The sequence below is a fragment of the Paracoccus sphaerophysae genome (assembly GCF_000763805.1).
Taxonomy (GTDB): domain Bacteria; phylum Pseudomonadota; class Alphaproteobacteria; order Rhodobacterales; family Rhodobacteraceae; genus Paracoccus; species Paracoccus sphaerophysae.
Genome location: NZ_JRKS01000002.1, coordinates 47,205 through 68,518 on the forward strand (window position 1 = coordinate 47,205; position 21,314 = coordinate 68,518).

Consider the following 21,314-nt stretch of genomic DNA (forward strand, 5'->3'; position numbering starts at 1 on the left):
CGGCGCGGGGCGGGGGCTGCAAAGGTAATCCCATGAACAGCTTTCCCCGCCTTGCCCCTGTGGGCGCTCGCCTGCTGGGCGCGCTGCTTACCGTGTTCGTCGGCCTGCCCGGCCTGGCCTTGGCGCAGGCCGACCCGCCGGGGGGCGGGGCGCCGGGCCCGCGTGAGGTCGGCGTTCTGACCCTCAAACGACAGAGCGTGCCGGTCACCGTCACCCTGCCCGGCCGTGCCGTCGCCTATCACCAGACCGCCATCCGGCCCCAGGTCGGCGGCGAGATCACCGAGATCGCCTATCAGCCCGGCCAGCCCGTCACCACGGGCCAGGTCCTGTTCCGGCTGGACGACGACCAGCTGGCCGCCACCCTGTCCGCGGCCGAGGCCGCCGTGACCAGCGCCGAGGCCGCGGTGCAGGGCGCTCAGGCCACGGTGAACCGCTATGACCGCCTGCAGGGCACCGGCGTCAGCCGGGCCGAGCTGGAATCCGCCCAAGTCGCGCTGGCCAACGCCCAGGCCGCCCTGGCCGCCGCGCGGGCCGAACGCGACATGGCGCAACTGTCAGTGGACCGGGCCAAAATCCGCAGCCCGATCGACGGGGTCGCGGATCTGGCCACGGTCTCGGTCGGCGACCTGGTCACCGCGAGCCAGAGCGATGCGCTGACCACCGTCACCCAGCTGGACCCGATCTATGTCGACGTGTCGGAATCCCGCGCCCGCTTCCTGCGCAACGTCGCCCGCCAGAACGAGGGCGCGCTGTCCCGGCCGCCCGACATCGACGCGCGGCTGATCCTGGAAACCGGGCAGGTCTATGGCGGCGGCGGGCGGATCGTGACGCCGGGCATCGCGGTGTCCTCGACCACCGGCACGGTCCCGTTCCGGCTGGAGTTTCCGAACCCCGACCGGCTGATCCTGCCCGGCCAGTTCGTCCGCGTGCAACTGACCGTCGGCACCGTCGAGGGCGTGCTGGTCCCGCAACGCGCCACCAGCCGTTCGGCGACCGGGGTGCTGACCGCCTTCGTCGCCCGGGACGGCAAGGCCGACGAGGTCGAACTGACCGAGGCCGGCGCCCACGAGAACGCCTGGATCGTTACCGAAGGGGTCCGCGAGGGCGACCAGGTGCTGCTGGACGGGCTGACCAACATGACCGACGGCACCGCGATCACCACGGTCCCGGTGACCATCGACGCCGAGGGCATCGTGCGCACCGAGGCGGAGGCACAGGCGGCGAACGCGGCGGCGGCTGGTGAGACGCAGACCGAGGCCGCGGATGCCGCCCCTGCGGAGAGCCCGACCGAAACGGCCGCCGCCTCGGAGGCCCCGACCGGGTCGGACCAGCCGGCCGGGACCGCAGCGGCGCCGGAACCCACCACCGCGCCCGCCGCCGCACCCACACAAGCCGACCCCGTCCCCACCCCGCGCCCGGCGGCGAACTGATGGCCCAGTTCTTCATCCACCGCCCGGTCTTTGCCTGGGTGCTGGCCATCGTCACCATGCTCGCCGGCGCCTGGGGCGTGCTGCAGCTGCCGATCTCGCAATATCCCGACATCGCCCCGACCACGGTGCGGATCAGCGCCAGCTATCCCGGCGCCACCGCCGAGGCGGTGCAGAACTCGGTCACCACGCCCATCGAGGATACGCTGACCGGCATCCAGGGGCTGATCTATTTCGAGTCGACCTCGACCCAGGGGCGGTCGTCGCTGACCCTGACCTTCGACGACAGCGTCGAACCCACCGACGCGCTGAACGACGTGCAGTCCAAGGTCAGCAGCGTGGAATCGCGGCTGCCGACGGCGGTGCGATCCTCGGGGGTGTCGGTGACGCGGTCCACCTCGTCGATCCTGATGGTCGGCGCGCTGGTCTCGACGGACGGGAAATATTCGACCGTCGAACTCGGCAACCTGCTCGAGGAGGTGGTCGAGGGCCCGGTCAAGCGCGTGACCGGAGTCGGCGGGATCAACGTCTTCGGGTCCGGCTATGCGATGCGGATCTGGCTGGACCCGCTGCGGCTGGCGCAGTTCCAGCTGACCCCCGCGGACATCACGGCGGCGGTGGCGGCGCAGAACGCCACCGTCTCGGTCGGGTCGCTGGGCAGCCAGCCGGTGGTGCCGGGCCAGCAATTCACCGCCACCATCACCGCCCAGAGCCAGCTGACCAGCGTCGAGGATTTCAACCGCATCCTGCTGAAGACCGGCGCCGACGGGTCCTCGGTCTGGCTGGGCGACGTGGCCGATATCGAGATCGGGCAGCAGAGCTATGGCTCGGACAGCCGCTTCAGCCGCCAGAGCGCGGCGGGCTTCGGGGTGAACCTGGAAACCGGGGCCAACGCCATCGACACCGCCGCGGGGGTGCGCGCGGTCCTGGCCGACCTGCGGGCGGCGCTGCCCGAAGGGGTGGCGATGGAGGTCGCCTACGACACCTCGCCCTTCGTCGAGCTGTCGATCGAGAAGGTCTATCACACGCTGATCGAGGCGGTGGTGCTGGTCATCGCGGTGATCCTGATCTTCCTGCAGAACTGGCGCGCCACGATCATCCCGGTGGTGGTGGTGCCGGTGGTGCTGCTGGGCACCTTCGGGGTGCTGTATGCGCTGGGCTATTCGATCAACACCCTGACCATGTTCGCGATGGTGCTGGCCATCGGCCTGCTGGTCGACGACGCCATCGTGGTGGTGGAAAACGTCGAGCGGGTGATGGAGGAGGACGGCCTCGGCCCCGTCGCCGCGACCGAACGCAGCATGCGCCAGATCACCGGGGCGCTGATCGGCATCGCCGTGGTGCTGTCGGCGGTGTTCCTGCCGATGGCGTTCATGGCCGGATCCACCGGCATCGTCTATCGGCAGTTCTCGGTCACCATCATCACCGCGATGGGCCTGTCGCTGGCCGCGGCGCTGATCCTGACCCCGGCGCAGACCGCGGCCCTGCTGCGCCCCCGCCACGGCGAGACGCGCTTCGCCCCCGCCCGCTGGTTCAACCGCGGGTTCGAGCGGCTGACCGACTGGTATGCCCGGGTCGTCGCGGCCACCGTGCGGCGGCCGTTCCTGGTGCTGCTGGCGCTGGCGCTGATCTCGGTCGGGGTCTGGCAGCTGTTCACGCGGATGAATTCGACCTTCCTGCCGACCGAGGATCAGGGCGTCGTCATGGCACAGGTGAACCTGTCCGAGGGCACCACCGCCCAGCAGACCCGCGCCGTGGTCGAGGACATGGAGAACTACCTGCTGAACGACGAACGCGAGGTCGTCGCCTCGACCTTCGGGGCGCTGGGCTTCGGCTTTTCGGGCAGCGGCCAGGGCCGGGCGATGCTGTTCGTCAAGCTGCGCGACTTTGCCGAACGGACCGAGGCCCGGCAGGCCGCCGGCGCGCTGGTGCAGCGCGCCAACCAGCGATTCGGCAACCACCGCGCCGGGCGGATCACCTTCATGCAGCCGCCGGCGATCCAGGGCCTGGGCAACGCGGCCGGGTTCCAGATGTACCTGATCGACCAGTCCGGGCAGGGCGTCGCTGCACTGCGGCAGGCGGCGACCACGCTCGAGGAGCGCGCCGCGGCCGATCCGCGGCTGTCGAACGTGCGCGGCCAGGGCGACGAGGATGACGCGGCGCTGCGGCTGGACATCGACGCCCAGCGGGCCGAGGCGCTGGGCCTGCGGATGACCGAGGTCAACGGCATGCTGTCCACCATCTTCGCCGGCGACGAGGTCAACGATTTTGCCCTGGGCGCGAACCTGCGCCCGGTGATCGTGCAGGGCGCCGCCGCCTCGCGCATGCAGCCCGACGACCTGGAGGCGTGGTATGCCCGCAACGCCGCCGGCGAGATGGTGCCGTTCAGCGCCTTCATCTCGACCCGCTGGGTGCCGGTGTCGCCCCGGCTCGCGCGGTTCGAGGGGGCGGACGCGATCTCGATGTCGGGGTCCGAAGGGGCAGGCGCGACCTCGGGTCAGGCGATGGACGCGATGGAGCAGCTGGTCGCCGAACTGCCCGGCGGCTACGGCGTCGCCTGGACCGGCCTGTCCTATCAGGAACGCCAGTCCGGCAACCAGGCGCCCTATCTGTATGCGCTGTCGGCACTGGTCGTGTTCCTGTCGCTGGCGGCGCTGTATGAAAGCTGGTCGGTGCCGTTCTCGGTGATGCTCGCCGTGCCGGTGGGGATCCTGGGCGCGGTGCTGGCGGCGCTGCTGTTCGGGCAGACGAACGACGTCTATTTCAAGGTCGGCATCCTCGCCACCATCGGCCTGGCGGCCAAGAACGCGATCCTCATCATCGAGTTCGCGCGCGAGCTGGAAATCGGCGGCCGCAGCGCCACCGAGGCCGCGGTCGAGGCCGCGCGGCTGCGGCTGCGCCCGATCCTGATGACCTCGCTGGCGTTCATCCTGGGCGTGACGCCGCTGGCGATCGCCACCGGAGCCGGGGCGGCGGCGCAGAACTCGATCGGGATCGGGGTCATGGGCGGGATGATGGCGGCGACGTTCCTGGGCATCTTCATGGTGCCCGGCTTCTATGTCGCGGTCCGCCGGCTGACCGGAAACCGGCCCATGCGGGGGGTCGGGGACCACGCCCCGGCGGAATGACGGCAGCGGACTGACGGCCGCCGAACGACGCGGGCCGCCCGTCAAGGGCGGCCCGTTCCGGTTTCGACGCGGCGCCCGGGGGGGGCGCGTGCCGATTACAGCAGGAACTCGTTGGCGCTATAGTCGTAGGCGCTGATGCTGCCGTCGGCGATCACGATGGTGAAATCCGCCACCCCGTCGTTGTTGACGTGGCCGCTGAGGACCGTGTTGCCGCCGGACTCGCTCAGCGCGACGGTGCCTGCGGCGCGCGAGGTGCTGAAGACAAAGTCCTGGTTGCCCGCGACCAGCAGGTTGGCGTCCATCCCGCGCAGGTCGAGGACATCGCCGCCGACGACGCCCACGCCTTCGAAGGCGATCGCTCCGTCGGCCCCCGCGATCACGTCGACGCCATACCTGCTGTTGGATTCGGCATGGGACAGAAAGCGGAAGGTGTCTGCGCCGGTGCCGCCATACAGGTCGTCGGCCCCGGTGGCGCCATACAGGATGTCGTTGCCGGCCTGGCCGCGCAGGAAGTCGTCGCCGGCCTGCCCCTGCAGCACATCGCCCAGGTCGCCGCCCAGCAGCGTGTCGTTGCCGGTGCCGCCGATCAGGTTGTCGTTGCCGCCCATGCCATACAGCAGGTCATTGCCGGCCATGCCGTGGATCGCGTCGCTATAGGCGGTGCCGGTCACGTTGTCGGCCGCGTTGGACGCGTAGCCGGCCGAGACGGTCAGCGTATAGCTACCGGTAGCGTTGTTGCCCTGTTCGCCGACGACCAGCGAATAGACTCCGGTCCCGCCCGCGCCGATGGTGAAGGTCAGCTGACCGTCGCGGTTCGTGCCGGGCGTGGAATCGTTGGGCGGGTTCACGTCGTCGTTGAACAGCAGCCGGGTGTTGCCCGAATACAGCGCGATGTTCGGATCGGCCAGCGAGCCGCTGCCGCTGGACGCGCCCTTGGCCGCGACCGAATAGGTCAGGCCGGCGATGAAGGTGGTGTTGAAGCTGTCATATTCGCCGTTGTACGAAATCACGCCGGTGCGCGAGGTACCGGTTTCGATGCGGCCGTCATAAGCCATGATCGTCTTCTCCTGCAGAGAGCGCCGGGGATCGGCGGGGATCAGTGTATCCGGCCCGCTGATCACACAGGCATCACCTTGCGGCGGGCGCTGCGTGACCATCCGGCCTGCGCAGCGTGAACGCAGGCCTCCGATCAACCGTTCTTTCACGAAGCGGTGTCCGCGGCCGTCCGCGCAAGAAAAAGGCCCCGGATCGTTCCGGGGCCTTTCGCGTCAGTGGGGTGCGGGAACCCGCGGCAGGTGCCGCGCGGACGATCACTCGGCCTGCGCTTCCTCGCGGCGGGGCTCGGCGATTTCCTCGCCGGTTTCCTGATCGACCATCTTCATGCCAAGGCGGACCTTGCCGCGATCGTCGAAGCCCAGCAGCTTGACCTTGACCTCCTGGCCTTCCTTCAGCAGCTCGTTCGGATGGTTCATCCGCTTGCCCGAGATCTGGCTGACATGAACCAGACCGTCGCGCTTGCCGAAGAAGTTCACGAAGGCACCGAAATCGACCAGCTTGACGACCTTGCCGGTGTAGATCTTGCCCTCTTCCGGTTCGGCGACGATCGAGTGGATCATCTCGTAGGCCTTCTTGATCGAATCGGCGTTGGCCGAGGCAATCTTGATGGTGCCGTCGTCGTTGATGTCGACCTTGGCGCCCGAGACCTCGACGATCTCGCGGATGACCTTGCCGCCCGAGCCGATCACTTCGCGGATCTTGTCGGTGGGAATGGTCATCGTCTCGATGCGCGGGGCGTGGGCCGAGAACTCGCGCCGGCCTTCCTTCAGCGCCTTGGCCATCTCGGCCAGGATGTGCATCCGGCCGTCCTTGGCCTGGGCCAGCGCCTGCTCCATGATTTCGGGCGTGATGCCTTGGACCTTGATGTCCATCTGCAGGCTGGTGATGCCGTTCTCGGTCCCGGCGACCTTGAAGTCCATGTCGCCGAGGTGGTCCTCGTCGCCCAGGATGTCGGTCAGCACGGCATACTTGCCGTCATCTTCCAGGATCAGGCCCATGGCGACGCCGGCGACCGGCGCCTTCAGCGGCACGCCCGCATCCATCATCGACAGCGACCCGCCGCAGACCGACGCCATCGAGGACGAACCGTTCGATTCGGTGATCTCGGACACGACGCGGATGGTGTAGGGGAAGTCCGTCGCCGCCGGCAACACCGCCTGCAGCGCGCGCCAGGCGAGCTTGCCGTGGCCGATCTCGCGGCGGCCGGGCGACCCCACGCGGCCCACTTCACCGACCGAATAGGGCGGGAAGTTGTAGTGCAGCAGGAAGTTCGACCGGAAATTGCCGTGCAGCGCGTCGATGATCTGTTCATCATCACCAGTGCCCAGGGTGGTCACGACCAGGGCCTGCGTCTCGCCACGCGTGAACAGCGCGGACCCATGCGTGCGCGGCAGGATGCCCACTTCGCTGTCGATGGCGCGCACGGTGCGGGTGTCGCGGCCGTCGATGCGGGCGCCGCCGTTGATGATGTCACCGCGCAGGATGCCCGATTCCAGCTTCTTCATCGCCGAGCCGAGGTTGATGTCGGCCAGCTCTTCCTCGGACAGGCCCGCCTTGACCTTGGCCTGAGCGGCCTCGATCGCGTCGCGGCGCTCGGCCTTGTCCTTGATCGCATAGGCGGCGCGCATGTCGGCCTCGCCCAGCGATTTCACCCGCGCATACAGCTCCGAATAGTCGGGCGAGCGGAAGTCGAAGGGCTCCTTGGCGGCCTCTTCGGCAAAGTCGATGATGAGGTCGATGACCGGCTGCATCTGTTCGTGGCCGAACTTGACCGCGCCCAGCATCTCGTCCTCGGTCAGCTCGTAGGCCTCGGATTCGACCATCATCACGGCGTCCTTGGTGCCGGCGACGACCAGGTCCAGACGCTGTTCGGGGTTGTTGCGCAGCTGGTCCATGTCCTGGACCTCGGGGTTCAGCACGTATTCGCCATGGGCGAAGCCGACGCGGGCGGCGCCGATCGGGCCCATGAACGGCACGCCCGAGATGGTCAGCGCGGCCGAAGCGGCGATCATCGCGACGATGTCGGGGTCGTTGACCAGGTCATGCGACAGCACGGTGCACATGACCAGGACTTCGTTCTTGAAGCCCGGGGCGAACAGCGGGCGGCAGGGCCGGTCGATCAGGCGCGCGGTCAGCGTTTCCTTTTCGGTCGGACGCGCCTCGCGCTTGAAGAAGCCGCCCGGGATCTTGCCGGCGGCGTAGTATTTTTCCTGGTAGTGCACCGTCAGCGGGAAAAAGTCCTGCCCGGGCTTGGGTTCCTTGGCGAAGGTGACGTTCGCCATGACGCTGGTTTCGCCCAGCGTGGCGATGACCGAGCCATCGGCCTGACGGGCGACCTTGCCCGTTTCCAGGGTGAGCGTTTCCTGGCCCCACTGGATGGATTTCTTCACTTCATCGAACATATGGTTTCCTCGAGGGCGCGCCGCCCCTGCGGTCGGCCCTGTGTCTATGGCGGCCCCATTGCCGCCGCCCCCTATCCTTTGCACGAGGCCGGGGGCCGGCCTCACGTCACAGATTGGCGGGCCATACAGGAAAAGTGGCCGCGTGGGAAGGGATGCGGTGTGCAGCGATTCTGCGCCGGGAAATCGCGATTCGGTGATATTCTGGCGTCGTCTCTGTCATTCCCGCTTTCACGAAAGGAAAAGCCGATGAAGGTCACCTGCATTTCCCTGTGCCTGTCCGCGCTGCTGTGGGGATCCGCCGCTGGCGCCTGGACATTAAACAAGTCCGCCAATAGCGTCACCGCAAACGAGATTGTCGGCGACCGCGCAATCAGCATTACCTGTTATCGGCATGCGCCCGACCGCATCACCATCTCGATCAGCGATCTCAGTCAGACCGGGCGGGGCTTCGAACGGGAAACCCCTTTGATGGCCTGGGTCCGCCTTCCGGACGGCCGAACGATGAAATGGTCCTTCTCCGGTGTGCCCGAGGGTCCGGCCTTTGCCGGTGTCATGCCCGTGTCGTCGCAAAATCTGGATTTCTTCGGCAATGCCGAAAGCCTGTCGGTTCAGGATCAGGCCAGCGGGCAGACGATTGTGCAAACCGGCATGAAGGGCACCGGCGCGGCCCGTATTGCGATGCGCGAACGCTGCGGGTTCTGACCCGTGCCAGAGTGAACCTGCCGAACAGATATCGTGGGCAGGTCGTGCAGGAATTGCCTGACCGGAATCGCCCCAATCAAGGCATCGCCTGTAAATCGCCTGCTGTTGCGCTGCGCAAAGCACCCAGAAGTTGCGCGCCAATGAAAACGCCCGCAGCCTTTCGGCTACGGGCGCCCGTGCGCGATGCATGGAAATCAGCGGCGCAGGCCCAGCTTGCCGATCAGCGCGGTGTAGCGCGATTCGTCCTTGGCCTTGAGATAGTCCAGCAGCTTGCGGCGCTGGGCGACCAGCTTCAGAAGGCCACGGCGCGAGTGGTTGTCCTTCTTGTGGGTCTTGAAATGCTCGGTCAGCGTCGCGATGCGCGAGCTGAGGATCGCGACCTGCACCTCGGGCGAGCCGGTGTCGCCGGGTTTGGTGGCGTGTTCGCCCATGACGCGGGCTTTTTCCTCGACAGTGATCGACATCGGGGGCTCCTGTAGGAAAAGGGTGATGGCGCAGGCCGGGATGTCGTCCAGCACAGGCCCTTGGAGGGTTCGCCGCGACCGGAATCGCGGATCGGGCGGCTATAGGCCACCCGTCGCGCAAAGGAAAGGTGATTCGCGGTCAGGCCGCGCGCAGGCCGATCAGCCCGGGCTCGAGCCCGCGCGGGTGCAGCACATGGGCCACGGCATTGTCGTTCAGCAGCACCAGCGCCGTGCCGTCCGGCTGCAGCGCGACGCTGATGCGGGCGTCGGCCAGCATATGCTCGGGCAGGACCAGGTCCAGCCGGTCCTCGGCGGCATCGAAATCGGCCAGAGTCGTCGGTGCCGCGCCGGTGCGGTCGGCGGGCAGTTCGAACAGGTCGGCCCCGGCACCGCCTTCCAGCCAGTCGTCGCCGGCGCCAGAGAGGGTGTCGTCGCCGTGGCCGCCATGCAGCCAGTCACGGACGCCGTCATCGTCGGTCGCGCTCAGCAAGTCGTCGCCATTGTCTCCGGAGAGGTCGTCGGCGCCGCGGCCGGCCACTAGCGTGTCGTTGCCCTCGCTGCCCGACAGCCAGTCGTCGCCAGTTCCGCCGCGCGCCAGGTCGTCGCCCTCGCCGCCCAGCAGGGTGTCGGTGCCGGTGCCACCGTCCAGCACGTCGTCGCCGCCATCGCCGGCCAGCAGGTCGTCGCCGGCCCCGCCGCGCAGCGTGTCGTCGCCGAACTCGCCCAGGCTGTAATCGCCATAGATCACGTCATGTCCGCCGCCGCCGTCGATCACGTCATCGCCGGCGCCCGCCCGGATGTCATCGTCGCCGGCCCTGCCGTCCAACTGTTCGTCGGCATCGGTTCCGGCCAGCCAGTCGGCGTCGTCGGACCCCAGGATCGGGTCTGCGGGCTGCGCGGCCGGATCGCCGCCTTCCTCGGAGCCGTCCCCCGGGCCGATGGAATCGTCGCCAGAGACCGGGTCGCCCGCCTCGTCCTCGTCCCCCGAGGGGTCGATGACGAGGCCGAGCATGAGCACGCCCGCCAATCCCAACAAAACCAGCATCGTCAAACTCCACGCGCGGGACGTCCCACGGTTCGGGTTTTACCCCATCGCGGGCCGTGGGGGGAGCGAAAGGTTACGAAAGGGTTAAGAAACGCGGCCCGGGCCTAGCCGCGGAACCGGCGCAGCCAGACGTAATAGGCGCCGCCGCCGCCGTGGCGGAAATGGGCCGGCACCACCTGCATGACCGCCCCGGCCATCGGCGCCATGTGCAGCCAGTGCGGCACCTCGTGGCGCAGCGCGCCCGAGCGGATCGGCAGCGGGCCGATATCGCCCCGTCCCTTGCCGGTGATGACCAGCACCAGCCGCCGGCCCGAGGCCTGCGCCGACAGGATGAAGCCGGTCAGCTCCGCCTTGGCCGCGGCGAGCGTCATGCCGTGCAGGTCGATCCGTGCCTCGGGGCGCAGCTTGCCGCGCGACAGGTCGCGATGGGTGCGCGCGTCCATCTGCACCGGCTGGCCGCGCAGCCGCTCGGCCGGAGAGGCGGGCGTGCCCCGGGACGCCGAAGCAGCGATCCGGCCGGCAGCGGTCGCACCAACCCGAAAGTCGGCCGGCAGGGCAACGGGAGCGGGGCGGTTCAGCGGAACCAGCGCGTGGTCATGGGGAACCGGCGGCAGCGGCAGGACGTCCGCGGCCGGGCTGACCGCCTTGCGGCGGTCGGCGGCCGACATCGGCGTGACGCTGCGGGCGACCTGCGACCACAGGGCGCGATCCTCGTCGTTCAGCCCCTGTCCGCTACCGCGACCGCGCCGCCGTGCCATCTCAGGCCGTGGCGACCAGCTGCCAGTTCGGATCGGACTGACCCATCCGGCGGGCAAAGGTCCAGACGTCACGCTGCTTGCGCGAGGTCTTGGGATCACCGTCGACGATGTTGCCGGCAGGGTCGCGATGCGCCGCGATCAGTTCGCCCACGAAGCGGACAGACACCTCGCCCATGCCCGTCTGCGGATCGAAGGCGGCCCCGTCCAGCGCGGTTTCGCGGGTGCCGATATACTGCACCTCGCTGGCGATGCCGCGCGCCTTGCGGTCGGCGATGACGCTGTCGAAGGCCGCGGCCACGGGCTCGGCCAGGAACGGCCGGACCTCGGACAGATCGCCCTTTTCGAACGCGGTGAGGATCATCTCGTAGGCCTGCCGCGCGCCGGTCAGGAAGGAACCGACGGAAAACGACGGCTCGACCCGTTGCATCGCGGCCAGCGCTGCGGCCGTGTGCGACCCCGGCTCGGCATGGTCCAGCACGTCGCTTTCGGCCGGCGCGGCGGCCGCGACCCGGCGCGGCGCGGGCTGGGCCGGCTGACGCGGGGGCTCGAACCCGTCGCGCGTGCCCAGCACATTGCGCAGCCGCATGATCAGGAACAGGGCGATGGCCGCAAGCACGACGATCTGGATCAACGAATTCGACATCTCTGGCAGCCTCGGGCTGGTGTTGCGGCAACGTCCGATTATGTAGGGACGGGACCGCCCCAAGTCCAGTTGCGGCCCGTAACCCGAGGTTTTCGCCGATGTGGCTGCTGATCCCGTTCCTCGTCCTGCCGGTCGTCGAGATAGCGCTGTTCATCCGGGTGGGCGGGCTGATCGGGCTGTGGCCGACGATCGGGCTGGTCATCCTGTCCGCCGTCGCCGGGTCGTGGCTGATGCGCCAGCAGGGGGCGGCGGCACTGGCCGACCTGCAGCGGTCGTTCCGCGAGCTGCGGGATCCGACGGCGCCGCTGGCGCACGGGGCGCTGATCCTGCTGGCCGGCGCGCTGATGGTGACGCCGGGGTTCGTCACCGATTCGATGGGGATCGCGCTGCTGATCCCCGCCACGCGGCGCTGGGTGATCCGGCAGCTGGGGCGGCGGATGCGGGTGACCTCGGCCGGGTTCGGCCATGGCGCAACCGGCCCCTCGGCCCCGCCGTTCCGGCCCGGCGCCCGCGCAACCACCATCGACGCGGACTATGTGGTGATCGCCGACGGCGACGCGGCCGGGAATGACACCCCGCGCCCGCGAGACGGCCGCCCGCCCTCGGGCTGGACGCAGCATTGAGCCAGCATGCCGCGGGTGATAACACCCCGTGCAAGACGTGACTTTCCTCCGCAAGGACCGACCCATGACCGATGAGACCACGAACGGTGCCCCGACCAATGGCACCCCGACGCCCGAGACCGCCGCGCAGGACGCGGCGCCGCAGGTGCGGCTGAACATCCTCGCCCAGTATGTCCGCGACCTGTCCTTTGAAAACATCGTGGCGCAGAAGGGCATCGGCGGCGAGGTGACCCCTGAAATCCAGGTGCAGGTGAGCCTCGACGGCCGCAAGCGCCAGGCCGAGCACCAGTATGAGGTGATCTGCAAGTACCGCGTCACCTCGACGAACACCGCCGACCAGGCCAAGCTGTTCCTGTGCGAACTGGACTATGCCGGCGTCTTCCACATCGAGGGCGTCCCCGAGGACCAGATGCACCCGTTCCTGATGATCGAGTGCCCGCGGATGCTGTTCCCCTTTGTCCGCCGGATCCTGTCGGACGTGACCCGGGACGGGGGCTTTCCGCCCTTCAACCTCGACCCTGTGGACTTCGTGGCGCTGTACCGGCAAGAGGCCCAGCGCCGCGCCGCCGCCCAGGCCCGGCCCGAAGGCACGCCGCTGTCCTGATCGGCGGGGCAGCCCACCGGAACGGGCCGTTCTGGCGGGCGGCCCTTTTCGTTGGCAAGAGGGCGACGAAAGGAGCGGACGCGGTGGCGCAGCGACCGAAGCGGGCATGGCAGCGGATGCTGTCGGGGCGCAGGCTGGACCTGCTGGACCCGACCCCGCTGGATATCGAGATTGAGGACATCGCCCACGGGCTGGCCTTCGTCGCCCGCTGGAACGGCCAGACCAGCGGCGACTGGGCCTATTCGGTGGCCGAACATTCGCTGCTGGTGGAACGGATCTTTGCCCGGCTCGACCCCGGCGCCGCGCCGGCCTGGCGGCTGGCGGCGCTGCTGCACGACGCGCCGGAATACGTGATCGGGGACATGATCTCGCCGGTCAAATCGGCGCTGGGGGTGGAATACGGGGAAATGGACAGCCGGATTGCCGCCGCCGTGCATCGCCGTTTCGGCCTGCCCGCGGTCATTCCGGCGCCGATCAAGAAACGGATCAAGATTGCCGACCGCTTTTCCGCCCGGCTCGAGGCAGTCGGAATTGCCGGTTTTACACCGGCAGAAGCGGTCCGGCTATTTCCGGTTCCCGCCGGGATCGGGATCGAGGGGCTGGAAATCCGCCTGCGCCCGCCATCGGACACCCGCGCCGCCTATCTGGCGCGTTTCGCGGAATTGCTGGCCGGCGCCGAATCCTGACGCCGGCCGTATCTCGTTACAGCGCCAGATCGTCCAGCGAGCGGCCAGATTCCAGCTGTTCCGTCACCCAGCGCGGGCGGCGCCCGCGGCCCGACCACGTCTGCGTCTGGTCATCGGGATGGGCATATTTCGCGTCGCCCGCGGGACGGGCGGCGGCACCGGCGCGGCGGCCCCGGCCCTTGCCGGTCAGGTCCGTCAAGGCAAAGCCGTGGTCACGCGCAGCCTGTTCCGCGGCGGCCAGAGCCTCGCGGCGCTTGCGGTCGGTAAACGACGAGATCGCCCGTTCGACCCGCGCCCGCAGGCCGCGCAGATCGTCCAGCGACATCCCGTCCAGATCGATGTTATCCAATTCGTTTCAAGCCCCGGATCAAAAACGCCTAGAGCCAGGCGAATTGCACGAAAACTTCCAATTCCGCAAGTCCTACTTTCAACGGGGCCCGCGCTTGGCAAGAATTCGCTGCAACGTCCGGCGGTGCATGTGCAAACGCCGCGCCGTTTCGCTCACATTCCGATCGCATTGTTCGAAAACGCGCTGGATATGTTCCCAGCGGACCCGGTCGGCCGACATCGGGTTTTCCGGCGGCGGCGGCAGGGTGGAATCCTGGGCGATCAGCGCGGTGGTGATCTCGTCGGCATCGGCGGGTTTCGACAGATAATCCGTGGCGCCCATCTTGACAGCGGCGACGGCGGTGGCGATCGCGCCATAGCCGGTCAGCACGACGATCCGCGCGTCCTCGCGCCGCGACCGCAGCGCGTCCACCACGTCCAGCCCGCTGCCGTCCTCAAGCCGCAGATCGACGACGGCATAGGCGGGGGCAGCCGCGTCCACCATCTCGCGCGCCATGCCGACGCTGGTGGCGATGCGGGGCGCAAAGCCGCGGCGCTCCATCGCCCGGCCCAGGCGGGTCACGAACGCCTCGTCGTCATCGACAAGCAGCAGGCTCGGATCGGGGCCGATGGCGGCGGAATTGTCGTCGGTCATGCCATTATCGCTCCGCAGGGTTCGCAATGACATATTGCGAAACACGCGGTCGGGTCAAACCACGATCAGGATTTCGCCGCGTCCACGAAACACGCGACGCGCTCGGCCATCTCTTCCGGAGACACGTCGCGGGTAAAGAATTCCACGGTGCCGCGGCCGGGCATGACCAGGTAGCTTTGTGTGGTGTGGTCGACCAGGTAGTTGACCTTGTCCTCGGCGTCGTTGACCTTGAAATAGCCGCGCCATGCCTTGCTGACGGCGGTGACCTCGTCGACGCTGCCGGTCAGGCCCAGCATGTCGGGGTGCATCCCGTCGGTGAATTCGGCCATCCGTTCGGGCGTGTCGCGGGCCGGATCGACCGACATGAAGACGGGGCGCACGTCCATCCCCCGCGCCTTCAGCAGATCGACGGCCGCGGCGTTGCGCGCGTTGTCCATCGGGCAGACATCCGGGCAGAAGGTATAGCCCATGTAGAAGATGCTCGGCCGGTCGAAGACCTGCGCGTCGGTCACCCGCTCGCCCGTCTCGGCGGTCAGCGTGAAGGGCGCGCCCAGCGCCTCGGTCCCGCCGGCGACCACCGACTTGCGGCACTGGGCAAATTCGTCGCCCGATCCCGGACGCAGCCACAGCCAGCCGGTCAGCAGCAGCAGGGCGGCGGCGAGCAGGCCCAGCAGCATCAGTCGGCGTTCGGTCATACCGGGGGTTCCTTTCGTTGCCGCGCGTCCCGTCGCTGGCTATCAAGAGATGAACGAACGAGGCAAGCTGACATGATACCGCGAAGGCTTTGGCGCCGCAACGGCGCGGGCGGCGCCGGGATCGCGGCAGGCGCCCCGCGCATGGCGGCGGCGATCTCGCGGCCCGAACCGATCCGCCACCGCACCCTGATGGCCATGCGCTGGGTCGCGCTGGCCGGGCAGGCCTCGGCCGCGATCGCGGCCTGGGTGCTGGGGGCGCGGTTTCCGCTGGCCGTGGTGCTGGCGGTGATAGCCGCGGCGGCGGTGGTGAACCTGTCCTCGGGGTGGCGGCGGCACCGGGCCTCGCCCGACGAGGCGCTGACGCAGCTGATGCTGGACACGGTGCAGACCGGAGTCCTCTTGTCGCTCAGCGGCGGGACCGGCAATCCCTTTGCCCTGTTCGTGCTGGCGCCGCTGGCGATCGGCGCCGGCGTGCTGCCGCGGCCGCGGCTGCTGGCGCTGGCGGGGGTGACGGGGGCGATGATCCTCGCGATGACCGTGCTGGCGACGCCGCTGGCGTTCTCGGCCGATCCGCTGGTGCGGCCGGTCACCGCGATCGGGGTCGGGCACGTGCTGGCGCTGGCCATCGGCGGGGCGTTCATCGCGTCGTCCTCGTATCGGGTCACGTCCGAACTCGCCGCGACCCGCGACGCGCTGGCCGCGACCCAGCTGGGGCTGGCACGCGAACAGCGCCTGCAGCATCTGGGCGGCGTGGTGGCCGCCGCTGCGCACGAGATGGGGACGCCCTTGGCCACCATCAAGCTGGTCGCCTCCGAGCTGGCGGATGAACTCGCCGACCAGCTGGCGGACCGGCCCGACCTGGCCGAGGACCTGTCCCTGCTGCGCCGTTCCGCCGACCGCTGCCGCGACATCCTGCGCAGCATGGGCGCGGCGGGGAAAGAGGACCTTCACCTGCACACCGCCCCGCTGGCCAGCGTGCTGGACGAAGCCGCCGCCCCGCATCGCGGGCGGGGCCCCGAGATCCGCATCGCCGACACCACCGACGGGATGATCGTGGCGCGCGACGCCGGGCTGATCCATGCGCTGCGCAACCTGATCCAGAACGCGGTCGATTTCGCCGCCACCCGGGTCGAGGTGCAGGCCCGACGCGACCGGGGCCTGGTCACGGTCAGCATTCACGATGACGGGCCGGGCTATCCCCCGCATCTTCTGGACCGGCTGGGAGAGCCGTTCCTGACCACCCGCCGCGGCGGCTCGGACTCGTCGTCGGAAGGCTACGAGGGCATGGGCCTGGGGCTGTTCATCGGCCGCACCTTGCTGGAACGCAGCGGGGCGCGGGTGGAGTTCGCCAATGACGGCGGCGCCGTGGCGCGGGTGACCTGGCCCGAGGCGGCGCTGGCCGCGACCGACCGGGCGGCGCTGGGTCGAAACCCCGTCATCGCGGATTGATCGGCGCAGCCTTCGCCTTTAACGATTTCTTAAGGCGGCCGGTGCTACCGGAGGGCGAAGGACGGGCTGGATGGAATCATGACGGACGGGATCACGGTGGCAATCGCCGTTGCGGCGGGAACGGTCTCGGTCCTGCTGGCGCTGCTCATCGCCCGCGCCATCCCGATGCTGTCGGGAACACCGGCGCGGTCGCCGACGGCGATGCCGGCGGTGGAACCGATCGTGATGCTGTTCCGCGACCGCCGGCTGGTCGACGCGACCGGCTCGGCCCGGACGCTGCTGGACGCGCTGCCGGGCGATGGCGACTGGTCCAAGCTGTGGGTGTGGCTCGCCCAGCGTTTCGACCATCCGCAGGTCGCGCTGGAAAAGGCCGCGGCCGACGGGCGGGCGACGCTGTCGGGGTCCTCGATGCGGGGCGCCTCGTCGCTGCGCCTGCAGGCCGAGGATATGGGCCAGGGGCTGCTGCGGCTGGAAATCGTCGATCCGCAGCTGGGCCATGCCGGCATAACGATCAACTCTCACTCGCTGGCGGCGATGGAAGACGAACTGTCGATCCTGCGGGAATCGGTAGATCACGCCCCGGTGCTGATCTGGCGCGAGAACCCCGAGGGCGTGGTCACCTGGGCCAACGCCGCCTATCTGCGCGAGGTCGAGGCGCAGATGGACGGCGAGGTGCGCTGGCCGCTGCCGCGCCTGATCGAGCTGCCGGCCGATGCCGGGCTGGTGCGGCGCGCCCAGATCGACCTGGACCAGAAGGTGCGCTGGTTCGACTGCCACCTGCAGCCCGGCGATAATCACCGCACCATCTTTGCGGTCCCGGCCGACGAGGCCGTGCGCGCCGAACGCAGCCTGCGCGAGTTCGTGCAGACGCTGACCAAGACCTTTGCCGACCTGCCGATCGGGCTGGCGATCTTTGACCGCGAACGGCGGCTGCAGCTGTTCAACCCGGCGCTGATCGACCTGACCGGGCTGGCCACCGGGTTCCTGACCGCCCGGCCGACGCTGTATGCGACGCTGGACGCGCTGCGCGAGCTGCGCATGGTGCCCGAGCCCAAGGACTTCAGCAGCTGGCGCAGTTCCATCGCCACGCTGGAAACCGAGGCCGCGTCCGGCCATCACGTCGAAACCTGGAGCCTGCCGGGCGGCCAGACCTATCGCGTCACCGGCCGCCCCCATCCCGACGGGGCGATCGCCTTCCTGTTCGAGGACATCACCTCGGAAATCGCCATGACCCGCCGCTTCAAGGCCGAGCTGTCCTTGGGGGCCGAGGTCATGGACGCGATGGAATCGGCGGTGGCGATCTTCGACGCCGACGGCCGTTTGCTCAGCACCAACCGGCTGTTCGAGGAATTGTGGGGCGCTCATGTCGCCACCACCCTGCGCGGTTTCAACGAGATCTGGCGCCGTGCTGCCGAAGACAGCCCGGGCTATCAGGCGCTGCGCGCCGCCCTGTCGGCGGATCGCGGCGAGGGACAGCAGAAGGGCGCGCTCGCGGGGCCGGACCATGCGCTGCTGAGCTGGCGGGTCTGTCCCCTGTCGGGCGGGCGCAGGATGGTGCTGTTTGTCCGCGCCGTTCCCAAGGCCACCCCCGCCTCGACGCGGGATGCGATGGGGCCCACCGAGGCGCGCCGGGCGACGGCGGCCGGCTGACCCCCGGGGTCAGCCGGGACGTTCGGTCGGACGGGCGCCAAAGATCGCGCTGCCGACCCGCACATGCGTCGCGCCTTCCGCGATGGCGGTCTCGAAATCGGCGCTCATCCCCATCGACAGGCCGGACAGGCCGTTGCGGGTGGCGGTCTCGCGCAGCAGCTGGAAATGCGGGCGGGGATCGGCGTCGTCCGGGGGGATGCACATGCAGCCTGCCAGGTTCAGGCCGAGCTGCCGGCATTCCTGGATCAGCGCATCGGCCTCGGCCGGCAGGACGCCTGCCTTCTGCGGCTCGGCCCCGGTGTTCACCTGCACGAAGACCTGCGGCGCGAGCCCGGTTTCCTGCGCGACCCGCGCCAGCCGCCGGGCCAGGGACGCGCGGTCCACGCCGTGGATCGCGTCGAACAGCTCGACCGCGGCGCGGGCCTTGTTGGACTGCAGCGGGCCGATCATGTGCAGGGCCACCTCGGGCCAGCGCGCCCGCCAGGCCGGCCATTTGCGCTGCGCCTCCTGGACGTAGTTCTCGCCAAAGACCCGCTGGCCCTGGTCCAGCGCCGCCTCGACCCGGTCGGCGGGCTGCAGCTTGCTGACCGCGATCAGCGTCACGCTGCCCGGGGGCCGGCCCGCGGCCGCTTCGGCGGCGCGGATGCGGGCGCGAATGTCGTCGAGTGCCATCGGACCTTCTCAGTTCGGGGCGACGACGACGCCCCACGGCTGCTGCCCGACCGGGATCGACTTGACTGCCTTGTTGCTGGCGACCTCGATCGCGGTCACGTCGTTGGAATTGCCGTTCGTCGTGTAAAGATAGTCCTGGTCCGGGGTAAAGGCCAACTGCCAGACCCGCTGACCGACGAGGATATAGTCCGTCACCTCGAGCGTCTCGCCGTCGATCACCGCGACCCGGTTGGCCGGGCCCAGCGCGACGAAGACCTTTTTCCCGTCTGCCGTCACCCGCAGGCCGACAGGCTGGATCGCCTCGGGCAGCACGCCGGGGATCTGGAAGCCGATGGTCTTGACCACCTGCTGTGTCGCCGGGTCGATGACGCTGACCGTCCCGCCGATCTCGGCGCTGACATACAGCCGCGTGCCGTCGTCCGAGAACTGCGCAAAGCGCGGCCGCTGGTCGACCAGCACGTTGGCGGTGATCTGATAGCTGTCGGCGTCGATGAAATGCGCCATGTTCGTGGTTTCCGAGGTGTTGATGACCACCTTGCCATCGGGGCTGACGCCCATCCCCTCGGGTTCCACGCCGACCGGGATCTCGGCCAGCATCTGGTGGGTCTTCGTGTCGACCACGGTGACCAGGTTGTCGTCCTCGTTGGCGATGTAGAGCTTGCCCCCGTCCGGGCTCAGCACGAACAGCTCGGGGTCGGGGCCGGACGGCAGGGTGTGGGTTTCCTGCATCGTCTCGGGGTCGAAGACCCGTACCAGGTCGTCGTCCGAGGCGCAGACATACAGTTCCTTGCCGTCGGGCGAGATGGTGATGCCGCGGGGCCGGGTCCCGGCGGGATAACTGCCCAGCACCTCCATCGTGGCGCCGTCGATCACGGTGATGTCGTTGCCCTTTTCGTTGGTCACGAAGACCTTGTTCGCCAGGGCGGGCGTGGCAGTCGTCAGCAGCAGCAGCGTCAGCAGGGATTTCATGCTCATCCTCAGAACTTGCATTGCGTCTCGGGGCGGTCGATGCCCAGCGTGTCCAGCGCCGTGACCTGGTGCAGATAGGCGTCCTGGGGGCTGACGCTGGCCATCAGCAGCCCGGTCGTCAACAGGATTGGCTGGCGCAGCTGGTGGTCCCAGTCGCGGACGGTCAGCTTCTGGCCCTTGAAGCCCGCCACCTCGAAATCGGGCGACAGCATGAATTCGCGCAGCTGCGCGGGATCGGCAGAGCGGGCGCGGGTCGCCGCCTCCCCCACGAGCCGCACCGCCAGCCAGGCCTGGTAATCCTCCTCGCGGATCGGGCGCGCGGCCAGCTTTTCGAAGCGGGTCTGGAACTGGGTGGCGCCCCAGGCCTCCATCGCCGGGTGAAAGCTGCGCGGCACCAGCCCGGCCGAGCCCGCGACCGGGCGCGGGTCCCAGGTCTGATAGGGCATGTAGCCGGCAAAGATCCCGGCATCGTCGGCGGTGATCAGGATGTCGTAATCGGGCGCGCGCTGGGTAAAGACCGGCAGCTGCGCCTGCACCTGCACGTGACCGGAATCGGTTCGGCGGGCGCCGCCGGTATCCTCGAAGACCCGCTCCTCGACGATCTTGCCGCCGAATTTCGTCGCCGCGCGGGTATAGGCGGCGGCGAGATCGGCATCCTCGGGGTAGCTGCCCTTGACCAGGAACCAGCGCGGCCATTTCTTCCACATCAGGAACTGCGCCAGCGCATCGGCCAGCATCGCGTGGCTGGGCGCGACATGGATGACGTTGGCGCGGCAATCGGCGCCGCGCAGGGCGTCGCTGCGGGCCCGCGCGTTCAGGATCAGCGCCCGGTCGCCGGCCCGGTCGGCCAGCGCGAGCGTGGTCGCGTCGTCGGCCAGCAGGACAATGAACTGGGTGCCCCCCGCGATCAGGCGGTCCAGCTCGGCGGCGGCGGTATCGGGGGTGGCGGTGACCTCGGCGGTCTCGAAATCCTGGCCCATGAAGCGGCCGGTGGTGTCGTTGTCCTCGGTCCCCAGCCGCGCGCCGGCAAAGCCCAGGTCTGGCGGCGGCAGTTCCAGCCGCGAGATCGGCGGCAGCCCGGCGCGATCGACGCGCAGCACCGCGATCTGGACGGTCTGCGCAGGCGCCGTGGTCTGCCCCTGCGCCGTGGCCGGCGCAGGTGCCTGGGCCGGCGCGCCCTGCGCCGCCGTCTCGGTCACGGGGGCCATGATCAGGGCCAGCGCCGAAAGAAACATTGCGGATTTCATGTGACGTCTCCCCCCTCGCGGCAGTCTTGCGGCAGGATGACCCGGGTGCAAGCCCGCAATCATTCCCGGCCCCGGTGCCGAACGTGCCTGCGACGTTCGGGTGATGGACGGC

General features: G+C 69.1%; 20 protein-coding genes. 8 read left to right on the forward strand and 12 right to left on the reverse strand.

What is annotated here, in order from left to right; all coding sequences use genetic code 11:
* The first annotated feature begins 32 nt into the window (after positions 1–32).
* Both IC63_RS01300 and IC63_RS01305 read left to right on the forward strand, forming a co-directional pair.
* Positions 33–1,430, forward strand: coding sequence for an efflux RND transporter periplasmic adaptor subunit (locus IC63_RS01300; protein ID WP_084115347.1), 1,398 nt, complete (start codon positions 33–35; stop codon positions 1,428–1,430).
* Complete coding sequence (locus tag IC63_RS01305) at positions 1,430–4,555, forward strand: efflux RND transporter permease subunit (RefSeq protein WP_052041769.1); 3,126 nt, start codon at positions 1,430–1,432, stop codon at positions 4,553–4,555. The genes IC63_RS01300 and IC63_RS01305 overlap by 1 nt, the downstream gene beginning before the upstream one ends.
* Positions 4,556–4,650: 95 nt before the next feature.
* Here the strand turns inward: IC63_RS01305 and IC63_RS16785 are convergent, their stop codons facing one another.
* Both IC63_RS16785 and pnp read right to left on the reverse strand, forming a co-directional pair.
* Positions 4,651–5,610, reverse strand: coding sequence for a calcium-binding protein (locus IC63_RS16785; RefSeq protein ID WP_232222471.1), 960 nt, complete (start codon positions 5,608–5,610; stop codon positions 4,651–4,653).
* Between the two features lie 255 nt (positions 5,611–5,865).
* Positions 5,866–8,013, reverse strand: a complete 2,148-nt coding sequence (pnp, locus tag IC63_RS01315) for a polyribonucleotide nucleotidyltransferase (protein ID WP_036716226.1) — start codon at positions 8,011–8,013, stop codon at positions 5,866–5,868.
* Positions 8,014–8,259: 246 nt separating this feature from the next.
* On the opposite strand from pnp, the gene IC63_RS01320 reads away from it, so the two are divergent.
* On the forward strand, positions 8,260–8,715 hold the full coding sequence (locus tag IC63_RS01320) for a hypothetical protein (protein WP_036716227.1): 456 nt from the start codon (positions 8,260–8,262) through the stop codon (positions 8,713–8,715).
* Between the two features lie 194 nt (positions 8,716–8,909).
* Here the strand turns inward: IC63_RS01320 and rpsO are convergent, their stop codons facing one another.
* From rpsO to IC63_RS01340, 4 genes are all read right to left on the reverse strand, one after another.
* The gene (gene rpsO, locus IC63_RS01325) at positions 8,910–9,179 is read right to left on the reverse strand and encodes a 30S ribosomal protein S15 (RefSeq protein WP_036716373.1); all 270 of its coding nucleotides are present in this window, start codon (positions 9,177–9,179) and stop codon (positions 8,910–8,912) included.
* Positions 9,180–9,318: 139 nt separating this feature from the next.
* The gene (locus IC63_RS01330) at positions 9,319–10,224 is read right to left on the reverse strand and encodes a calcium-binding protein (RefSeq protein ID WP_036716228.1); all 906 of its coding nucleotides are present in this window, start codon (positions 10,222–10,224) and stop codon (positions 9,319–9,321) included.
* A 104-nt stretch (positions 10,225–10,328) separates the two neighbouring features.
* Positions 10,329–10,982, reverse strand: coding sequence for a Smr/MutS family protein (locus IC63_RS01335; protein WP_036716230.1), 654 nt, complete (start codon positions 10,980–10,982; stop codon positions 10,329–10,331).
* A 1-nt stretch (position 10,983) separates the two neighbouring features.
* On the reverse strand, positions 10,984–11,625 hold the full coding sequence (locus IC63_RS01340; protein ID WP_036716232.1) for a Tim44/TimA family putative adaptor protein: 642 nt from the start codon (positions 11,623–11,625) through the stop codon (positions 10,984–10,986).
* Positions 11,626–11,723: 98 nt separating this feature from the next.
* Between IC63_RS01340 and IC63_RS01345 the strand changes: the two genes are divergently transcribed.
* The 3 genes from IC63_RS01345 to IC63_RS01355 all read left to right on the forward strand — a co-directional run bounded on the left by IC63_RS01345 (position 11,724) and on the right by IC63_RS01355 (position 13,538).
* Positions 11,724–12,248, forward strand: coding sequence for an FxsA family protein (locus IC63_RS01345; protein WP_036716234.1), 525 nt, complete (start codon positions 11,724–11,726; stop codon positions 12,246–12,248).
* Between the two features lie 64 nt (positions 12,249–12,312).
* Entirely contained in the window at positions 12,313–12,852 is a 540-nt protein-coding gene (secB, locus tag IC63_RS01350) for a protein-export chaperone SecB (RefSeq protein WP_036716236.1), read from the forward strand.
* Between the two features lie 116 nt (positions 12,853–12,968).
* Complete coding sequence (locus tag IC63_RS01355; protein ID WP_036716237.1) at positions 12,969–13,538, forward strand: HD domain-containing protein; 570 nt, start codon at positions 12,969–12,971, stop codon at positions 13,536–13,538.
* 16 nt (positions 13,539–13,554) lie between these two features.
* Here the strand turns inward: IC63_RS01355 and IC63_RS01360 are convergent, their stop codons facing one another.
* The 3 genes from IC63_RS01360 to IC63_RS01370 all read right to left on the reverse strand — a co-directional run bounded on the left by IC63_RS01360 (position 13,555) and on the right by IC63_RS01370 (position 15,215).
* Positions 13,555–13,887 carry an H-NS histone family protein gene (locus IC63_RS01360; RefSeq protein WP_052041772.1) on the reverse strand — a complete coding sequence of 111 codons (333 nt, stop codon included), beginning with the start codon at positions 13,885–13,887 and terminating at the stop codon, positions 13,555–13,557.
* Positions 13,888–13,965: 78 nt separating this feature from the next.
* On the reverse strand, positions 13,966–14,520 hold the full coding sequence (locus IC63_RS01365) for an ActR/PrrA/RegA family redox response regulator transcription factor (protein ID WP_036716239.1): 555 nt from the start codon (positions 14,518–14,520) through the stop codon (positions 13,966–13,968).
* Between the two features lie 65 nt (positions 14,521–14,585).
* Positions 14,586–15,215 carry an SCO family protein gene (locus IC63_RS01370; protein ID WP_036716240.1) on the reverse strand — a complete coding sequence of 210 codons (630 nt, stop codon included), beginning with the start codon at positions 15,213–15,215 and terminating at the stop codon, positions 14,586–14,588.
* A gap of 72 nt (positions 15,216–15,287) precedes the next feature.
* Between IC63_RS01370 and IC63_RS01375 the strand changes: the two genes are divergently transcribed.
* Together IC63_RS01375 and IC63_RS01380 are read left to right on the forward strand one after the other, a co-directional pair.
* Complete coding sequence (locus tag IC63_RS01375; protein WP_232222472.1) at positions 15,288–16,664, forward strand: ActS/PrrB/RegB family redox-sensitive histidine kinase; 1,377 nt, start codon at positions 15,288–15,290, stop codon at positions 16,662–16,664.
* 78 nt (positions 16,665–16,742) lie between these two features.
* Positions 16,743–18,314 carry a PAS-domain containing protein gene (locus IC63_RS01380; protein ID WP_052041773.1) on the forward strand — a complete coding sequence of 524 codons (1,572 nt, stop codon included), beginning with the start codon at positions 16,743–16,745 and terminating at the stop codon, positions 18,312–18,314.
* Between the two features lie 9 nt (positions 18,315–18,323).
* Here IC63_RS01380 and IC63_RS01385 read toward each other — a convergent pair whose 3' ends face one another.
* From IC63_RS01385 to IC63_RS01395, 3 genes are read right to left on the reverse strand one after another with little or no spacing between them, the layout of a single operon-like run.
* Positions 18,324–18,986, reverse strand: a complete 663-nt coding sequence (locus tag IC63_RS01385; RefSeq protein WP_036716244.1) for a YggS family pyridoxal phosphate-dependent enzyme — start codon at positions 18,984–18,986, stop codon at positions 18,324–18,326.
* Positions 18,987–18,995: 9 nt separating this feature from the next.
* The gene (locus tag IC63_RS01390; RefSeq protein ID WP_156965309.1) at positions 18,996–19,961 is read right to left on the reverse strand and encodes a YVTN family beta-propeller repeat protein; all 966 of its coding nucleotides are present in this window, start codon (positions 19,959–19,961) and stop codon (positions 18,996–18,998) included.
* 2 nt (positions 19,962–19,963) lie between these two features.
* Positions 19,964–21,202, reverse strand: coding sequence for an ABC transporter substrate-binding protein (locus IC63_RS01395; RefSeq protein ID WP_232222473.1), 1,239 nt, complete (start codon positions 21,200–21,202; stop codon positions 19,964–19,966).
* Between the last annotated feature and the right edge of the window lie 112 nt (positions 21,203–21,314).

Excerpts from the sequence above, each read along its gene's own strand:
- IC63_RS01340 (WP_036716232.1), bottom strand. The coding sequence starts at position 11,625 with ATGTCGAATTCGTTGATCCAGATCGTCGTGCTTGCGGCCATCGCCCTG.
- secB (WP_036716236.1), top strand. The coding sequence starts at position 12,313 with ATGACCGATGAGACCACGAACGGTGCCCCGACCAATGGCACCCCGACG.
- IC63_RS01395 (WP_232222473.1), bottom strand. The coding sequence starts at position 21,202 with ATGAAATCCGCAATGTTTCTTTCGGCGCTGGCCCTGATCATGGCCCCC.
- IC63_RS01370 (WP_036716240.1), bottom strand. The coding sequence starts at position 15,215 with ATGACCGAACGCCGACTGATGCTGCTGGGCCTGCTCGCCGCCGCCCTG.
- pnp (WP_036716226.1), bottom strand. The coding sequence starts at position 8,013 with ATGTTCGATGAAGTGAAGAAATCCATCCAGTGGGGCCAGGAAACGCTC.
- IC63_RS01300 (WP_084115347.1), top strand. The coding sequence starts at position 33 with ATGAACAGCTTTCCCCGCCTTGCCCCTGTGGGCGCTCGCCTGCTGGGC.
- IC63_RS01365 (WP_036716239.1), bottom strand. The coding sequence starts at position 14,520 with ATGACCGACGACAATTCCGCCGCCATCGGCCCCGATCCGAGCCTGCTG.
- IC63_RS01305 (WP_052041769.1), top strand. The coding sequence starts at position 1,430 with ATGGCCCAGTTCTTCATCCACCGCCCGGTCTTTGCCTGGGTGCTGGCC.
- IC63_RS01355 (WP_036716237.1), top strand. The coding sequence starts at position 12,969 with ATGCTGTCGGGGCGCAGGCTGGACCTGCTGGACCCGACCCCGCTGGAT.
- IC63_RS01330 (WP_036716228.1), bottom strand. The coding sequence starts at position 10,224 with ATGCTGGTTTTGTTGGGATTGGCGGGCGTGCTCATGCTCGGCCTCGTC.
- rpsO (WP_036716373.1), bottom strand. The coding sequence starts at position 9,179 with ATGTCGATCACTGTCGAGGAAAAAGCCCGCGTCATGGGCGAACACGCC.
- IC63_RS01320 (WP_036716227.1), top strand. The coding sequence starts at position 8,260 with ATGAAGGTCACCTGCATTTCCCTGTGCCTGTCCGCGCTGCTGTGGGGA.
- IC63_RS01390 (WP_156965309.1), bottom strand. The coding sequence starts at position 19,961 with ATGAGCATGAAATCCCTGCTGACGCTGCTGCTGCTGACGACTGCCACG.
- IC63_RS01375 (WP_232222472.1), top strand. The coding sequence starts at position 15,288 with ATGATACCGCGAAGGCTTTGGCGCCGCAACGGCGCGGGCGGCGCCGGG.
- IC63_RS01380 (WP_052041773.1), top strand. The coding sequence starts at position 16,743 with ATGACGGACGGGATCACGGTGGCAATCGCCGTTGCGGCGGGAACGGTC.
- IC63_RS01345 (WP_036716234.1), top strand. The coding sequence starts at position 11,724 with ATGTGGCTGCTGATCCCGTTCCTCGTCCTGCCGGTCGTCGAGATAGCG.
- IC63_RS01335 (WP_036716230.1), bottom strand. The coding sequence starts at position 10,982 with ATGGCACGGCGGCGCGGTCGCGGTAGCGGACAGGGGCTGAACGACGAG.
- IC63_RS16785 (WP_232222471.1), bottom strand. The coding sequence starts at position 5,610 with ATGGCTTATGACGGCCGCATCGAAACCGGTACCTCGCGCACCGGCGTG.
- IC63_RS01385 (WP_036716244.1), bottom strand. The coding sequence starts at position 18,986 with ATGGCACTCGACGACATTCGCGCCCGCATCCGCGCCGCCGAAGCGGCC.